We start from the raw sequence: 15,229 nt of genomic DNA on the forward strand, positions 1-15,229 counted from the left end.
GATAATGCAGTAGGTTTAGAGAATGAGCTCCATAAAAAATTATCAAATCAAAGAATTAATAAAGTAAATTATAGAAAAGAATTTTTTAGAGTAGATATACTCGAACTTGAAAACTTAGTAGGTGAAATTGATCCAACAGCTGAATTTAATAAAACAATGTTTGCAGAAGAGTACAGTCAAACCTTAGCATTGGAAGAAAATTTAATAATAGAAAGCATAGAGCTTATATAATTAATAGTATTAGATATTATAAAAAGGTTCAGTCAATTTTTAATTGACTGAACCTTTTTTGGTTAACTACATTCGTAATTTTAGATTTGTATTAAATTTCAAAAAAATCGAGACTTATAAAAATAAAGATAGCAACAAAAACCAACTACTTTAATGCCTCCTGAGGGAATCGAACCCCCATCTCAAGAACCGGAATCTTACGTGCTATCCATTACACCAAGGAGACAAATCTAAATACTATCAACTAGCTTAGTTTAGCTGATTTCTCCTAAAAAAACAAGAACTTTAAGTCGTATTCACTTTTAACATCCTGCTTACTATCTAAAAAAAATACCTATCCTTTGTGTTACAATAATGGCATGACTATTATTTTATCAAAGGAGGACGCTATATGAATTTTGAACAATCTTTTTCTCAACAACAAAACCAAGTTCAAAAAATGGCAATGACACAACAACTCCAACAATCTATTCAAATGCTGCAATACAATCAAGAAGATTTACTAGCCTTTTTGAACCAAAAAGCTCTAGGTAATCCTTTAATTGAAGTCAGCGTTCCTCAAGAACGATTAATTGAACATTTTCCGACAACCATTGCTTATAATCCCGATGACGATGAAACCAACTATATGAATCAGATTCCTGATACTTATTTATCTTTATTCGAATACGTCACTGAGCAGATACACTTAACTATGCGCGATACACGATTAAGAGAGTTGGTCATTTGGCTTAGTGAATATTTGGATACCAATGGTTATTTGACCATTAGCCTACATGATGCTGAAAAATTAACAAATGCTCAACCTCTTCAAATTCTTGATGCGTTAGTTTTACTTCAACAATTAGAGCCCGCAGGTGTCGGTGCTAGAAATTTACAAGAATGTCTCATGCTTCAAACAGAGCGACATGAAGATGCGCCAAATATGGCCTACATTATCTTAGAAGAAGAGTTCGAACTTTTTACAACTCGTAAATGGAAAGAAATTACTAGAAAATTAGATATTTCTTTAAATGAAATTCAGCTCATTTCAGATTTCATCCAAACTTTAACTCCCTATCCCGGTGCTTTATTTAACGGAGAGACTGATCAGTTTTTAAAACCTGATTTATTTGTTGAAGTAGAATTAAATGAACTAAAAGTTATCTCTATTAAGTCTGGATTACCTGTAATATCCTTTCAAACTGCTTACTTTGAAGACATGATGAAAGTAAAAGATAAAGATGTAACTCATTTTATCAAAGAAAAACAAGCCGAGTACGAATGGCTTCAACGTAGCCTTACACAAAGAGGGGATACAATTTTACGAGTGGGTACAGCTATCGTAAAGAAACAAAAAGAATTTTTCATTCTTCCGGAACATCCTATACAACCATTAATTTTAAAAGATATTGCAGCAGAACTAGATATTCACGAATCGACCGTTAGCCGTTCTATTAACGATAAGTATTTAGAAACAACTTTTGGCATTTTTGAATTAAAACATTTCTTTACAAATGCTTTAACTACTAAAACAACTAATGATTCCGATCAAAATCAGCCAGATTTAGTCTCTACAAATGAAGTTAAAAAGAAACTAACTCGTTTCATTGATGCAGAAAATAAACAAAAACCTTTGTCTGATCAAAAATTAGCTGAGCTGTTATCAAAAGAAGGTATTGAAATATCACGTAGAACAGTAGCTAAGTATCGTGAATCTCTTTTTATTCCTACCTCTCTTAAACGTAAACGCTTTGAAGCTTAATACCGGTTTCTAAAAAAATAAAAAAAAGCTTGTAAAGAACGTTGTTCTTTAGAAGCTTTTTTTAAAGTCTGACACTAGTATTAACGGCTGGCTGGTTTCGCAATTTTTCTGCAATTTCATTTAACCTACGTAAACGATGATTAATGCCTGACTTACTAATTTGGCCACTAGGAATCATTTCACCTAATTCCTTTAATGAAACTTCTGGCGATTGAAGCCTTGCTAAAGCAATTTCTTGTAACTTATCTGGTAGTTTGTCTAACCCCATTACATCATCAATAAATTTAATGCTCTCTATTTGTTTACTAGCTGCATCAATTGTTTTATTTAAATTTGCATTTTCACAATTCACTAACCGGTTAACTGAGTTTCTCATATCTCGAACGATTCGCACATCTTCAAATTTTAACATTCCGCTTGTAGCACCTATCAACGCTAAGAAATCAGCAATCTTTTCACCCTCTTTTAAATAAGTAATAAACCCATTGCGTCTTTCTAACGTCCGAGCATTCATATTAAAATAATTCATCATCTGACAAATATCATCATTGTGTTCCGCATAGTTAGAATAAATTTCTAAATGATACCGACTAGTTTCCGGATTATTCACTGATCCACCTGCTAAAAAAGAGCCTCTTAAGTAAGAACGCATTTTTTGAGAGTTTGTCATGATTTCTTCTGGTACATGACTATGAATAATCATCCCGTCCATAATAGATAAGTCAGATAATACTTTTTGGGTGCCTCTTTTTAATCGAACTATATAAACATTATTTTTCTTTAATTTCATTTTGCGTCGAACTAGCAATTCACTTTCAACTGAAAAATGATCTTTTAAAAGGATATATATTCTTCTTGCAATCGCTGCATTTTCAGTTTGAATATTCAGCACGAATTTTTTATTTACTAAACTCACTGCTCCATTCATCCGAATTAAAGCCGCTAATTCTGCTCTAGCATGCTCACGATGAACTTCTAATTGAGTTAATTCTTTTTTTACCTCTGAAGCATAAGACACTATATCCACCTCCTTTACCTTTTTCTAGCAACTATTTAAGCTTTAGCGTAACGAATACGATTGCTCTCATAAGCCAATCTGAATAATTCTTCTACTACTTTATTTCCATCATGAAAAACACCTTCATCTCTAAATAAAAGAAAATTATCTGAAATAACGCGTGGAACTTCTTCTGATAGTCCAGTAAAGTTATGTGCAACTTGCACTAAATATTCATCATACTTTACGAGATTCACGTAATCATTGGGAACGTATTCGGTATTAACTAATACTGTATCAATAAATTTTTTACCTAAATGTTTATGCAGAACACTTACATGATCTGAGTCTGTGAAATTTTCTGTTTCACCTAGCTGAGTCATAATGTTGCAAATATAAACAACCTCAGCTTTCGTATCTACTACAGCTTGTCCTAAATCACCAATCATAAGATTGGGTAAGATGCTCGTAAATAAACTCCCTGGACCTAAAACAACCATATCTGCCCCGTGAATAGCTTCTAAAACTTCTCGTGATGCTTTAACTTCGTGATTGTCTTCATCGGCTGTTACAAAAACTTTTTCAATTTTTTTATTTACTTTTGCAATCTTAGATTCTCCCTCAACTTTTGACCCGTCCTCAAAAATTGCATGCAAAATCAAAGCTTCTTCTGCCGCTGGATAAACGTGTCCATCGACACCCATCATTTCCGCTAACAATTGAATAGCATCAAAAATACTGCCCTGCATTTCTGCCATAGCCGCTATAATTAAATTGCCAATAGAATGGCCAGCTAAAAAATGGTCCTTACTGTCAAACCGATATTGAAAAATATCTTTATATTGTTCAGAAAGAGTAGATAGAGAAAGCAACACATTTCTAATATCTCCCGCTGGAACAACGTTTGCATAGTTTCGTAAAGAACCACTGCTGCCCCCATCATCTGCAACCGTAACAACAGCCGTTACGTCTGCTTGCTTTGCTTTTAGCCCTTTTAATATAACAGGTAAACCGGTTCCGCCACCTATTACAACAATTTTAGGTTTTCTCACTTTTTTCTCATTCATCATGATCGATTGACCGTTTCTTTCACCTTATCTTTATCTCGATGTGTAATATGAACCGGGTACCCATCCGTAGTAATTTTTTGTCCTATACGTTCTGTAAGTGCGACAGAACGATGTTTCCCACCTGTACAACCTATTGCTATCGTTACGTTATTTTTTCCTTCTTTTTTATAGCCAGGTAAAACAACATCTAGCAATTCAGTAAATTTACGATAAAAAACCTCTGTTTCAGGTTGTTTCATTACGTAATCATACACAGGTTTATCCACACCGGTTAAAGGTCTCAAGCTATCTACATAATGAGGGTTCGGTAAAAAACGTACATCCATTACCAAATCAGCATCAATCGGTAAGCCATATTTGAAACCAAAAGAAACCAATTCAATACGGAATAAATCTGCTCCAGCTTTTTCATTGAAAGTTGTTTGAATTTCTTCTCTTAATTTACGTGGAGTTAAATGGCTTGTATTAATGACTTTTTGAGCACGTCCCTTAATTTCATTAAGCAATTCGCGTTCTTTTCTAATTCCTTCTATCACACGATCATTCATCGCTAATGGATGAGTTCTTCTTGTTTCTTTATAACGAGAAACTAGCTCTTCATCTTCTGCTTCTAAAAATAAAATTTTCGTTGTAATAAAAGTAGTATTGTCCATACCTTCCAAGGCAGTAATGATTTCATCAAAAAATGCCCGCGAGCGTAAATCAATTACCAACGCGATTTTAGTTAATTTCCCAGATTCTCTAACTAACTCCCAAAATTTAGGCAATAAACTCGGTGGCATATTGTCTACACAGAAATACCCCATATCTTCAAAGCTCTGCATAGCTACTGTTTTACCTGCACCGCTCATACCTGTAATAATTACTAATTCTAAATTTTCTACCATCATTGGCACTCTCCTTCGAGTTGTCCTTTTGCTAATATCCTACTTATTATAACATTCCGGGTGTGTCATGTATAGCTAAGTTTCGTTATTAGTTCACTATCAATAGATAAAAACCATGATAAGCTAATCAGCTCACCATGGTTCTTATATAAATTAATCTTTTACTACGATTTCAATCGTCTCTTCAAAATCGCCTAGTTTTCTATTCACTTCACTTGCAGAGGTTGCAAAAGATCCAATGTAGAATTTTATTTTTGGCTCTGTGCCTGAAGGTCGGATAGCTAACCAACTACCATCTACCATTTTATATTTCAAAACATTTGAGGAAGGCATATCGATTGTTTCCTTAGTCCCGTCTCTATATGTGCGTTCTCTTTTTTCAAAATCTTCTACACACTCTACACCTATTCCTGCAAATTCTCTTGGTGCTTCTTTCCGGAATCTTGCAATTAATTCTTTTATTTTCCCAGCGCCTTCAATCCCATCCATTGTCATAGAAATTGTTTTCTCTTTGTAATAACCAAATTCATGATACAGATCTTGGAGTCCATCATAAAGTGTTTTATCTTGTTCTTTGTAAAAAGCTGTCACTTCAGCAATTAAAACAAGTGCTTGGATTGCATCTTTATCACGAACAAAAGGCTTAACTAAGTAGCCATAACTTTCTTCAAAACCAAATAAGAAGGTTTGACTATCATCAGATTCATATTGTTTAATTTTTTCTGCAATAAATTTAAATCCTGTCAATACATCAACCATCTTCATTCCAAAATGTTCTGTAATAACTGTTGATAATTCACTCGAAACAATCGATTTTAAAACGACACCATTCTCTATTAAAGTTCCTTTTTCTTTTTGAACCGATAGTAAGTAATAAAGCATCAAACTAGCAATTTGATTACCTGTTAAAACTTCATAGTTTCCAACAGTCGTTTTAACCGCTATTCCTAAACGATCTGCATCAGGATCTGTTGCAACTAATATATCCGCATCAATTTCTTTCCCTAAGCGAAGTGCGTATTCAAATGCTGCTGGATCTTCTGGATTTGGCGATTTCACTGTAGAAAAATCTGGATCAGCAATCGCTTGTTCTGGAACTATTGTAATTCCTTTAAAGCCTGCATTAGCTAAAGCGCGTTCACCGAGCATCTGCCCTGTACCATGTAGCGGTGTGAAGACAAGTTTCATCTTGTCGCTCATTCGTTTAATTAATTCAGTATCAATCGTTACGGCCTTCACTTGCTCAAGGTACAATTGATCCATTTCTTCACCTAAAATAGTTAGAAGTCCCTTTGATTTAAGTTCCTCTTCTGATACTACGGAAACAGTTAGACTATTCTCAACATTTCTCACATACGAAGTTAAAGCATCTGCTTCTTTTGGAGGCATTTGTCCACCATCTTCGCCATATACCTTATAGCCATTATAAGATGCTGGATTGTGGCTAGCGGTAATCATAATTCCAGCATACGCATTTAGCTGACGTACAGCGAAAGACAATTCTGGAGTAGGACGTAAGCTTTCAAAAACAAAAGCTGGAATATTATGTGCACCTAATGTTTTTGCAGCTTCCATAGCAAATTCTGGAGATTGATGTCTTGAATCGTATGCAATCGCAACACCTCTTTTTTTCGTTTCGTCTCCTAAACTATCCATAAATAACGCTAACCCTTCAGTGGCTTGACGAATTGTGTATTGATTCATGCGGTTAATCCCAACTCCAATTATTCCACGCATGCCTGCCGTACCAAATTCCAAAGGAGCATAAAAGGCATCTTCTAATTTATGGTTATCTCCTTTTAAGCTAAGTAATTCAGCTTTTAACGTTTCATCTAACGGTTCATAATTATCCCAAACTTCATAGGTTTGTTCCCAAGTCATATTTAATCATCCTTTGCTATTTTATGAAAAACGCTTAAATTGCTCTTTTTACAAGTATACCATTTATCTATTCTTCTTTCATCAAAATAACTTCGTAAAAAAAAGCAAGAAACCAGGAAATTATCCTTGTTTCTTGCTTGATAGAGTTAACTTAGTTTACCTTCTCAGTTTCTAAAGATTCATTTAATCTTTCGATATAGTGGAACACGTTATCTCCAGCTAAGCTCCCATCTCCAACAGCTGTTGCTATTTGGCGCAACGGTGTCAAACGAACATCGCCAACTGCAAATATTCCAGGAACGGCTGTTTCCATTCGTTCATTGGTTTTAATCCAACCTTCATCATCTGTAATTCCTAAATTTCTAAATTGTTCTGAATTTGGCAAGATACCAACATAGATAAATACGCCATCAGCAGGAGCATCTCTCAGTTCTCCTGTTTTAGTATCTTTTAATTTTACTCCAGTAACTTTCATGTCGTCTCCAAAAATTGTTTCAACCGTTGCATTCCAAATAAAATCAACTTTTTCATTTTTAAATGCACGATCTTGAAGTATTTTTTGAGCTCTCAATTCATCGCGTCGATGAACAATGGTTACTTTTTTTGCAAATTGTGTTAGATACGTTCCCTCTTCTACAGCTGAATCGCCTCCACCAACTACCATTAAGTGCTTATTTCTAAAGAAGGCCCCATCACAGACTGCACAATAAGATACTCCACGACCGTTGTATTGTTCTTCTCCATCGGCTCCTAATTTACGATGCTCAGCACCTGTTGCAATGACAACTGCTTTTGCTTTGTATTCTTTTTTCCCTGATAGTAGTGTTTTGTACTCTCGACCATCGATTATTTCTTTAACATCTCCGTAGATGTGTTCTGCACCAAAACGTTTAGCCCCTTGGTACATATTTTCGGAAAGTTCAGGTCCTTTAATACTGCTAAATCCTGAGTAATTTTCTACTTCAGCCGTATTCATCATCTGTCCACCAGGAACTCCACGCTCTATTATCAGAGTACTTAAGTTCGAACGCGACGCATAAAGAGCAGCTGTCATCCCACCAGGTCCAGCTCCAACAATAACTACATCATATATTTTTTCTGTTGTTTCCATAGTATATCCCCTTTAAATTCCGTCAATTTATCATTTATTTCTCTATTCTACACTGTATAATAAAAAACTTCCATCTATTTGCTTACTAAATGGAAGTTAATTATTAAAAATCTTTTAATTCTACCTCAATAACTTGTTTTAAAGAATCTGCTTCATCAGAAAAGTCACCATCAGGTTCTAATTCTAAATATTTAATGACTAATTCTAGCGCTTCTTCTAATTCATCTAAAAATGCATAATTATTAGCTTGAAAATAATAAGCTTCAGGAAAAATATCTCCATCATTTTGAATTAAATCATCTAGTATTTCCATTGACTCTGCAAACTCACCTGTTTGTTGATAACAAATAGCTAATTGACAAAGAGCAAAAACTCTTTCCTCTTCATTCTTACTCAACGTACTTGCACGTAAGAGGTACTCTTTAGCCTTTGTCATATCATTTTTTTGAAAAGCTTTAATTCCTCTTTGGAAATAAAAGTCACTACTTGGAATAAATGGAATAATAATAGCTTTTTCATTTTCCACATCTGACATTGGGCATCCTCCTCTTCATTTGGATAAGCAAGTATAGCATAGACTCACTTCATTTCATATACCTGAATGTGTTATTAAACTAGTTTGTTTACAAGAAAAAAAGCGGTCCATCACACCACCTAAAAAAGGTGAGCGACTTTTCGCTTATTCTTTTATATCCAGAACAATTCATTAAACATTACTATTTATTTTTATCTTCTTCTTCAAGTTTTTGTCCCATTTCAATAATGTATTCACGCAATACATCTTTCACTTCATTGTGCTTTAATCCATATTGAATACTTGTTTTCAAAAACCCAAATTTGTCGCCAACATCAAAACGTTGTCCTTTAAATTCATGTGCAAAAACTCGTTGAGTCTTATTTAATGTATCAATAGCGTCAGTAAGTTGAATTTCTCCACCCGCACCAGGCTCTTGTTTTTCTAAAATATCAAAAATTTCAGGAGTCAAAAGGTACCTTCCAATAATTGCTAAATCACTTGGCGCATCTTCCGGATTAGGTTTCTCAACGAAACTACGTACATTGTAGGTTGTTTCATCTACTTGTCCTTCAGGATCAATAATTCCATATTTAGATGTATCTTCATGAGGAACTTTCATCACTGCAATATTTGAGGCATGTGTTTTATCGTATCCGTTAATCAATTGCTTTGTTAAAGGAACCTCGTCTTCCATTAAATCGTCCCCAAGCATCACAACAAACGGTTCATTTCCAATGAATGCTTTTGCTTGTAAAACAGCATGTCCTAAACCTTTTGGATAAGATTGGCGAACAAAAAACAAATTCAAACCGGTCGTTTCTTCAACCAACTCTAATAAAGCTAGCTTGTCTTTAGCCCTTAAATTTTCTTCTAATTCAGGATTTGAATCAAAGTGATCTTCAATCGGTCGTTTGCTTTTCCCTGTAACAATCAAAATATCTTCAATTCCTGAATTAATAGCTTCCTCCACGATAAATTGAATTGTTGGCTTATCAACAATCGGCAACATTTCTTTTGCCATTGCTTTTGTAGCTGGTAAAAAACGAGTACCTAAACCTGCAGCTGGAATGACTGCTTTACGAACTTTTTGCATGTTTAATTTCCTCCAATACTTTACTTTTAAAAAATCACCTGATTAGTGGCCTTCTGATTTTCCATCGCGTTTCATCAAAGAATCAACAGCCTCTTTAACATTAGCTCTATTATACAATACATCATAAATTGCTGCAGTAATTGGCATGTCTATATTTTTTTCTTTTGCTAGTTCATAAACTGCTTTAGTTGTTGTAATTCCTTCAGCAACCATTTCCATATGTGCTAAGGTCTCTGTTACTGTCATTCCTTTTCCTAAAAAGTTACCCGCTTGCCAGTTTCGAGAATACACACTCGTACAAGTTACAATTAAATCTCCAACGCCACTCAAACCAATAAATGTTAATGGATCTGCTCCAAAAGCTACACCTAAACGACTGATTTCAGCCAACCCTCTAGTCATTAAAGCGGCTTTAGCATTATCACCATAACCTAAACCATTGAGAGCACCAGCGCCAAGCGCTATAATATTTTTCAGTGCTGCACCTAGCTCAACACCAATGATATCTTTATTTGTATAAACTCTAAAATAATCATTCATGAATAACTGCTGAACAAAAGTAGCTGAATCTAAATCCGGAGACGCAGCAGTTATCGTTGTCAAGTCTTTAACTGCTACCTCTTCTGCATGACTAGGACCAGATAAAGCAACGACTGCTTTACGTTTATCCATAGAAATTTCTTCTTCTAAAATAATCGATATGCGTTTATGTGTTTCTTGCTCTAACCCTTTGCTTGCATGAATGATGACTGCTGGTTTATTCAAGCTTACTTCTACCTTTTGAGCAACTTCTCGAATAGCTTTTGTTGGAATAACAAATAGAACAGCATCAACTGACTCTAGAACCTCTGTCAAATTAGCAGAAGCACTTATTTTTTTTGAAAGCTTAACTTCAGGCAAGTAATGTTTATTTGTATGGAACTGATTGATTTCATCAACTTGTTCTTGATTGTGACTCCATAAACGAACTTCGTGTCCGTTTTCTTCTAGAACCATTGATAAAGCTGTTCCCCATGAACCAGCACCTAGTACGGCGATTTTGTTTGACATATTAATGAGTCACTCCTTGTTCTAATTTCATTATCTTTTTCTTATTATCCAGCTAAAAGATAGGTAGTTGCGTCTAATCATTTAACTAATTTTAGTGATTGTTTTTTCTTCCTCTGCCGTTAATCCGTCTAAGTAATAAGGAATCGGCGGATAATCTCTTCTTCTCATTATCCAGATAATCAATGCTCCTAAAAATAAAATAACGGATAACGCTTGAGATACACGAATCCAATCTCCTAACCACAAACTATCTGTTCTAAGTCCTTCAATGAAGAAACGTCCCAATGAATACCACAAAACATAGGTCAAGGCTACTTCGCCACGTCGTAATAGAGATTTACGGTTTCTTATTAATAGTATCAATATAAAACCAGCTAAACTCCAAAGTGATTCATATAGGAATGTCGGATGGTAATAGATGCCTTTAATAGACATTTGATTGATAATAAAATCAGGTAAATAGAGATTTTCTAAAAAACTTCTTGTTACTTCTCCACCGTGTGCTTCTTGATTGATAAAATTTCCCCATCGCCCTATAGCTTGTGCCAATAAAACATTTGGAGCAAGTACATCTAACATCAACCAAATCGGTATGCCATGTTTTTTCGTATACCAATAGACCGTTAAACCTCCAGCAATCAGCCCACCATATATAGCAATTCCACCATTCCAGATGGCTATTATTTCGCCTGGATTTTGCAAGTAATAATCTAATTCAAAAACCACATAGTACAATCGAGCTCCAATGAATGCTATCGGTAAAGCCCACAAAATCATGTTCACTATATGGTCTTCTTCGATTCCGCGTTTATTTCCTTCACGCATACTCAAGAATAGCGCTACAAAAATAGCCGATGCGATAATAACACCATACCAATGAACTTCTATAGGTCCTAGTGAAAATGCAACCGGATTGATTGCATTGAATACAAAGTTCATCTTTTAATCTCCTTTTTAATCCTCATTCGAATTGCTTTTAATTAATTTTTCAAGATTTCTTTCAAAGGTTTCTGTTGCATTATATCCCATTTGTTTAGCACGGAAATTCATTGCAGCTGATTCAATAATAACGGCTAAATTCCGACCAGTTTTAACGGGGATAGAAACTAAAGGAACGTCGATATTAGAAATTCTTCGTTTTCCATCAGCCGATCCTAAACGATCAAATTTAGTGTTTTTATCCCATAATTCTAAGTTAACAATTAGATTAACCACTTTACTTAATCGAATAGCCCCTACACCAAATAAATTAACAACGTCAATAATACCTACTCCACGAATTTCGATTAAATTACGCAAAATTTCAGGTGGTTCACCAATTAAACGATTTTCTCCAACAACATGAAGTTCAACTCGATCATCTGCTACTAAACGGTGTCCTCTTTGAATTAATTCTAGCGCTGTCTCGCTTTTACCAACACCACTATCACCAGTAATCATGACACCCATTCCATAAATATCAATTAAGACACCATGAACGGACTCCCTTGTAGCTAATCTTTCTTCTAAAAAGTTCGTAACATTACTAGCAAGACGTGTTGTCGCATACGATGACGACAACAATGGAATGTCTTTTTCTATTGTTGCCTGGATTAATTCTTTAGGTAACTCCATATCTCGAGAAACCAAAAACGCTGGAGTATCCGGTTGACACATCTTGCGAAAAACCATCAGGCGTTCATCACTAGACATCCGTTCTGAAAATGAAATCTCAGTTTTCCCAAACAATTGTAGTCGCTCTTGTGGATAGTAGTTGAAATAACCCGTTAATTCTAACCCAGGTCTTGAGAGGTCACTAGTTTGAATCGTTCTGTTTAAAAATTCCTCTCCGTTATGTACAACTAACTTAAGAGAGTCCACTAGTTCTTTTACAGTTACACTATTAGTCATACTTAATTCTCCTTTGAGCTCCATTTACTTGGTTGCTACCGTTTATAATAAATCGATTCTTAAAAAAAGTTGCTTACGCTTTCTATTTTACCATTTTAAACTAGGCTAATAAAGGGAATCACGTTTTTTCCATGTAAATTCTACAGTAAATGATTGGTATATATTTTATATTTAGCTTTTTGATAAAAAAAACAGTATGTATAGACTCATTTGTCTAGTACATACTGTTTAAATTGGTTTAACTTACCATCTTTTTACAATTACTCTGCTACTGATAAACGTATTTACAATGGACAGAATAATCGCAACTAAGACAGCCGTTCCAAATGTTCTAAATTGAAACCCTGAGCCCACAATTAAAGAAGTTAAACTTAGCATACTAGCATTAATAATAATACTAAACAGTCCTAATGTAAGAATTGTTATCGGCAAAGATAAGAGAAGCAAAATTGGTTTAACGGCTATATTTAATAGCGATAAAACAAAGCTTGCTGCTAATGCAATCCAAACATTCGCTACATAAAAGGAATTTTGTAAGAAACCTGACAACGCTATGAAAATCAGTGCATTAATGACAATAATCTGCCAATATTTCACTAAAAATCACTCCAATCATCGTTGGTTCCTTTCTTCTCTTCATAAATTTTTTCCGCTTCTTTACGAGGTCTGCTTTCGTTTTTCGTATTAGTAAATGAACTGTACCAATCTTTTTTACCTTGACCTGGCGCACTTGGTATAACCAACGCCAGAATAACGTATAAAACAATTGGTGAACCTAATCCAAAAACGATAGCAATGGCGTATAAAATACGCAAGAAACTCGCATCAAAACCGAAATATTCTGCAATCCCACCTAAGACACCACTAATAACTTTATCATCATTTGATTTTGTTAATTTTTTCATCTTCTTATCCACTCCTTCAAAATAGTAGATTGAATTTGTCTATCAACAACTACCATTCTAGTTTATTTTGTTTCGTTGTCTTTCAAGAAAATATTCCCTGTAGTAGTACTAACTGTCAGTATAACAGGATTGCCTTCACTTTGTCTTCTAAATTCAAGTAATTGATTCGTACGGTCTTTCTTTTCTTTAATTATTTCTATGTTGCCCATTCGATTTTGAATTGTTCCTAAATTACTCTTTGCGCTTCCTTCTATAGTTAACTCTTTGGGTACAGATACTTTGACTGCGCCATTTACAGACGAAGCTTCTAAACGTTGCAGCTCTTCACCTATGATTGTAACTTTAACCGTACCGTTAACGGTTGATAAATCAGCTCCGTTAAAATCGCCCTGTGTTACAATTCCACCATTGATGCTATTAACAATTAAATCTCTAGTTGTGCTATCTAAAATAGAAACTTTTCCATTTACACCTTCAGTTTCAATCATTGTTGCTTTAACTTTTTCGAAAGTCATATCGCCATTCGTACATTTAACATAGATATCTTTAGCTTCGAAATCTTCTATTCTTACACTTCCATTTAATAACTTGATGGCTGTGTGATCGTATACTCTTTCAGGCAAGTAAAATGTCACATCACAACGAATCCGTTTGTTTGGAATATGAAATACCAGTCTTTCTTCTGTTACATCAATTGTACTGCGTTTTTCAAATGCTTGTAAAGGTGTATCTGAATCAAGTTTTCCATATATTTTATTATCCGTTTCAACTTTAATATCTTCGCCCTTCCAAGTTTTGAAAACAACGTCCCCGTTAGCAACTTTTACATCAATAATAGATGCTTTCGAATCAGGGTAATTGAATTCATGAGTAAATTTTGTAGATGCTAATCCAGGAACGCGAACATTCACATCTTTCCAATCCATGTTTTCCATCACTGAAGAAAAAGTATTCTTCATTAATTTACCAAATTGATTTCCTGCTTCTGTCATTTTTCCACCAACTTGATTAATTGTCTCATTAGCAACATCTTTCCAATCTTCTGGAATTTCAAATTTTTCGATTAATTGTTTTTTTTGAGATCCCCATTGTTTCTGTTTAACTATACGTAATTTTTCCATTAATTTCGTTTTATCTTCTTCAAGATCAGTTAATTGAGCTTCGTATTCTTCTATTGCGTAAGTCAACTTTTTCAATTCTGGTTCTTTTTCACTATCCAATTCATCTAAGTCTTCTAACGTTTCTAATACATGTAGTTTTTCATTTGCTCTATTTAGTTGACCAGTGACTTCTGAAATTTCAACATTTTTTTCATCTAGTTGAACAGAATAATTTGAAGCTTCATTAGAGAGTTGTTCTAGTATAGCTTCTAGTTGTTCTTTGTCTTTCTTTTGTTCTTTCTTATATTCATCGTATTCTTCTTGATCCGTTTCATTCTCATTTATCTCTTCTAACTCTGGAGACTCAATAGGTTCCTGAACAAAAGACTGATCCTGAGCTGCTGTTTCGTCTCTTTTAACAGCTTCTTTGCCATCTTTTTTAGCACTATTTTCTAGTAAAATAAGGGCCTCTTCTGTTGAAATGATATCTTGTTTTACTAATTCTAAAATTCTTTCTCTTTCTTTCATGATACTATCCCTCCTTGGAATATTCCATCTATCTATTCATTATTCAATTGGCATCCGACCGGTTATAAGTTGTTCTTGTTTATAGTTCTATTATGCTTTACTAAATGAATTTTGTCATAGGACTTTAGAACGATTTGTATGTGGTTACTTAGACTGAATCATTATTTTTCTCACCTTCATTTTAACACGAACCTATAAACTGAGGTAGTAAAACACCATAGTACA

The 15,229-nt window shown here is 34.4% G+C and carries 15 protein-coding genes and 1 tRNA gene; 2 read left to right on the plus strand and 14 right to left on the minus strand.

What is annotated here, in order from left to right; translation table 11 throughout:
- Window positions 1–231, plus strand: a 231-nt coding sequence (locus WBF61_RS07460; protein ID WP_424255293.1) for a GIY-YIG nuclease family protein, incomplete at its 5' end; no start/stop codon positions are given.
- A 154-nt stretch (window positions 232–385) separates the two neighbouring features.
- Here the strand turns inward: WBF61_RS07460 and WBF61_RS07465 are convergent.
- A tRNA-Arg gene (locus tag WBF61_RS07465) sits at window positions 386–457 on the minus strand.
- Between the two features lie 165 nt (window positions 458–622).
- Here WBF61_RS07465 and rpoN point away from each other — a divergent pair.
- A complete protein-coding gene (gene rpoN, locus WBF61_RS07470; protein WP_424255295.1) occupies window positions 623–1,975 on the plus strand; it encodes an RNA polymerase factor sigma-54 in 1,353 nt (450 codons plus the stop codon).
- A gap of 61 nt (window positions 1,976–2,036) precedes the next feature.
- Here rpoN and whiA read toward each other — a convergent pair whose 3' ends face one another.
- The 13 genes from whiA to liaX form a co-directional block, all read right to left on the minus strand.
- Window positions 2,037–2,993, minus strand: a complete 957-nt coding sequence (gene whiA / locus WBF61_RS07475; protein WP_424255297.1) for a DNA-binding protein WhiA — start codon at window positions 2,991–2,993, stop codon at window positions 2,037–2,039.
- 35 nt (window positions 2,994–3,028) lie between these two features.
- On the minus strand, window positions 3,029–4,045 hold the full coding sequence (locus WBF61_RS07480) for a gluconeogenesis factor YvcK family protein (protein WP_424255317.1): 1,017 nt from the start codon (window positions 4,043–4,045) through the stop codon (window positions 3,029–3,031).
- Window positions 4,039–4,929 (minus strand): RNase adapter RapZ, encoded by an 891-nt coding sequence (gene rapZ, locus WBF61_RS07485; protein ID WP_424255319.1) that lies wholly within the window; start codon window positions 4,927–4,929, stop codon window positions 4,039–4,041. Before rapZ ends, WBF61_RS07480 begins: the two co-directional genes overlap by 7 nt.
- 153 nt (window positions 4,930–5,082) lie before the next feature.
- Window positions 5,083–6,810 carry a phospho-sugar mutase gene (locus WBF61_RS07490; protein WP_424255298.1) on the minus strand — a complete coding sequence of 576 codons (1,728 nt, stop codon included), beginning with the start codon at window positions 6,808–6,810 and terminating at the stop codon, window positions 5,083–5,085.
- A 151-nt stretch (window positions 6,811–6,961) separates the two neighbouring features.
- A complete protein-coding gene (gene trxB, locus WBF61_RS07495) occupies window positions 6,962–7,921 on the minus strand; it encodes a thioredoxin-disulfide reductase (protein WP_424255300.1) in 960 nt (319 codons plus the stop codon).
- A gap of 103 nt (window positions 7,922–8,024) precedes the next feature.
- A complete protein-coding gene (locus tag WBF61_RS07500) occupies window positions 8,025–8,456 on the minus strand; it encodes a tetratricopeptide repeat protein (RefSeq protein ID WP_424255302.1) in 432 nt (143 codons plus the stop codon).
- A gap of 181 nt (window positions 8,457–8,637) precedes the next feature.
- Entirely contained in the window at window positions 8,638–9,531 is an 894-nt protein-coding gene (galU, locus tag WBF61_RS07505; RefSeq protein WP_424255304.1) for a UTP--glucose-1-phosphate uridylyltransferase GalU, read from the minus strand.
- 42 nt (window positions 9,532–9,573) lie between these two features.
- A complete protein-coding gene (locus tag WBF61_RS07510; RefSeq protein ID WP_424255306.1) occupies window positions 9,574–10,581 on the minus strand; it encodes an NAD(P)H-dependent glycerol-3-phosphate dehydrogenase in 1,008 nt (335 codons plus the stop codon).
- Window positions 10,582–10,662: 81 nt separating this feature from the next.
- The gene (gene lgt / locus WBF61_RS07515; protein WP_424255308.1) at window positions 10,663–11,520 is read right to left on the minus strand and encodes a prolipoprotein diacylglyceryl transferase; all 858 of its coding nucleotides are present in this window, start codon (window positions 11,518–11,520) and stop codon (window positions 10,663–10,665) included.
- Between the two features lie 15 nt (window positions 11,521–11,535).
- The gene (gene hprK / locus WBF61_RS07520) at window positions 11,536–12,471 is read right to left on the minus strand and encodes an HPr(Ser) kinase/phosphatase (protein WP_424255310.1); all 936 of its coding nucleotides are present in this window, start codon (window positions 12,469–12,471) and stop codon (window positions 11,536–11,538) included.
- 243 nt (window positions 12,472–12,714) lie between these two features.
- Window positions 12,715–13,068 (minus strand): phage holin family protein, encoded by a 354-nt coding sequence (locus WBF61_RS07525; protein WP_424255312.1) that lies wholly within the window; start codon window positions 13,066–13,068, stop codon window positions 12,715–12,717.
- Entirely contained in the window at window positions 13,068–13,376 is a 309-nt protein-coding gene (locus WBF61_RS07530; protein ID WP_424255314.1) for a PspC domain-containing protein, read from the minus strand. The genes WBF61_RS07525 and WBF61_RS07530 overlap by 1 nt, the downstream gene beginning before the upstream one ends.
- Before the next feature lie 62 nt (window positions 13,377–13,438).
- A complete protein-coding gene (gene liaX / locus WBF61_RS07535) occupies window positions 13,439–15,004 on the minus strand; it encodes a daptomycin-sensing surface protein LiaX (RefSeq protein WP_424255316.1) in 1,566 nt (521 codons plus the stop codon).
- Window positions 15,005–15,229: the final 225 nt, after the last annotated feature.

The organism is Carnobacterium sp. (assembly GCF_049673005.1).
Classification (GTDB): domain Bacteria; phylum Bacillota; class Bacilli; order Lactobacillales; family Carnobacteriaceae; genus Carnobacterium_A.

What these genes read in the sequence shown, in the direction of transcription:
- rpoN (WP_424255295.1), top strand. Translation starts at nt 623, where the DNA reads ATGAATTTTGAACAATCTTTTTCTCAACAACAAAACCAAGTTCAAAAA.
- rapZ (WP_424255319.1), bottom strand. Translation starts at nt 4,929, where the DNA reads ATGGTAGAAAATTTAGAATTAGTAATTATTACAGGTATGAGCGGTGCA.
- WBF61_RS07490 (WP_424255298.1), bottom strand. Translation starts at nt 6,810, where the DNA reads ATGACTTGGGAACAAACCTATGAAGTTTGGGATAATTATGAACCGTTA.
- trxB (WP_424255300.1), bottom strand. Translation starts at nt 7,921, where the DNA reads ATGGAAACAACAGAAAAAATATATGATGTAGTTATTGTTGGAGCTGGA.
- WBF61_RS07500 (WP_424255302.1), bottom strand. Translation starts at nt 8,456, where the DNA reads ATGTCAGATGTGGAAAATGAAAAAGCTATTATTATTCCATTTATTCCA.
- galU (WP_424255304.1), bottom strand. Translation starts at nt 9,531, where the DNA reads ATGCAAAAAGTTCGTAAAGCAGTCATTCCAGCTGCAGGTTTAGGTACT.
- WBF61_RS07510 (WP_424255306.1), bottom strand. Translation starts at nt 10,581, where the DNA reads ATGTCAAACAAAATCGCCGTACTAGGTGCTGGTTCATGGGGAACAGCT.
- lgt (WP_424255308.1), bottom strand. Translation starts at nt 11,520, where the DNA reads ATGAACTTTGTATTCAATGCAATCAATCCGGTTGCATTTTCACTAGGA.
- hprK (WP_424255310.1), bottom strand. Translation starts at nt 12,471, where the DNA reads ATGACTAATAGTGTAACTGTAAAAGAACTAGTGGACTCTCTTAAGTTA.
- WBF61_RS07530 (WP_424255314.1), bottom strand. Translation starts at nt 13,376, where the DNA reads ATGAAAAAATTAACAAAATCAAATGATGATAAAGTTATTAGTGGTGTC.
- liaX (WP_424255316.1), bottom strand. Translation starts at nt 15,004, where the DNA reads ATGAAAGAAAGAGAAAGAATTTTAGAATTAGTAAAACAAGATATCATT.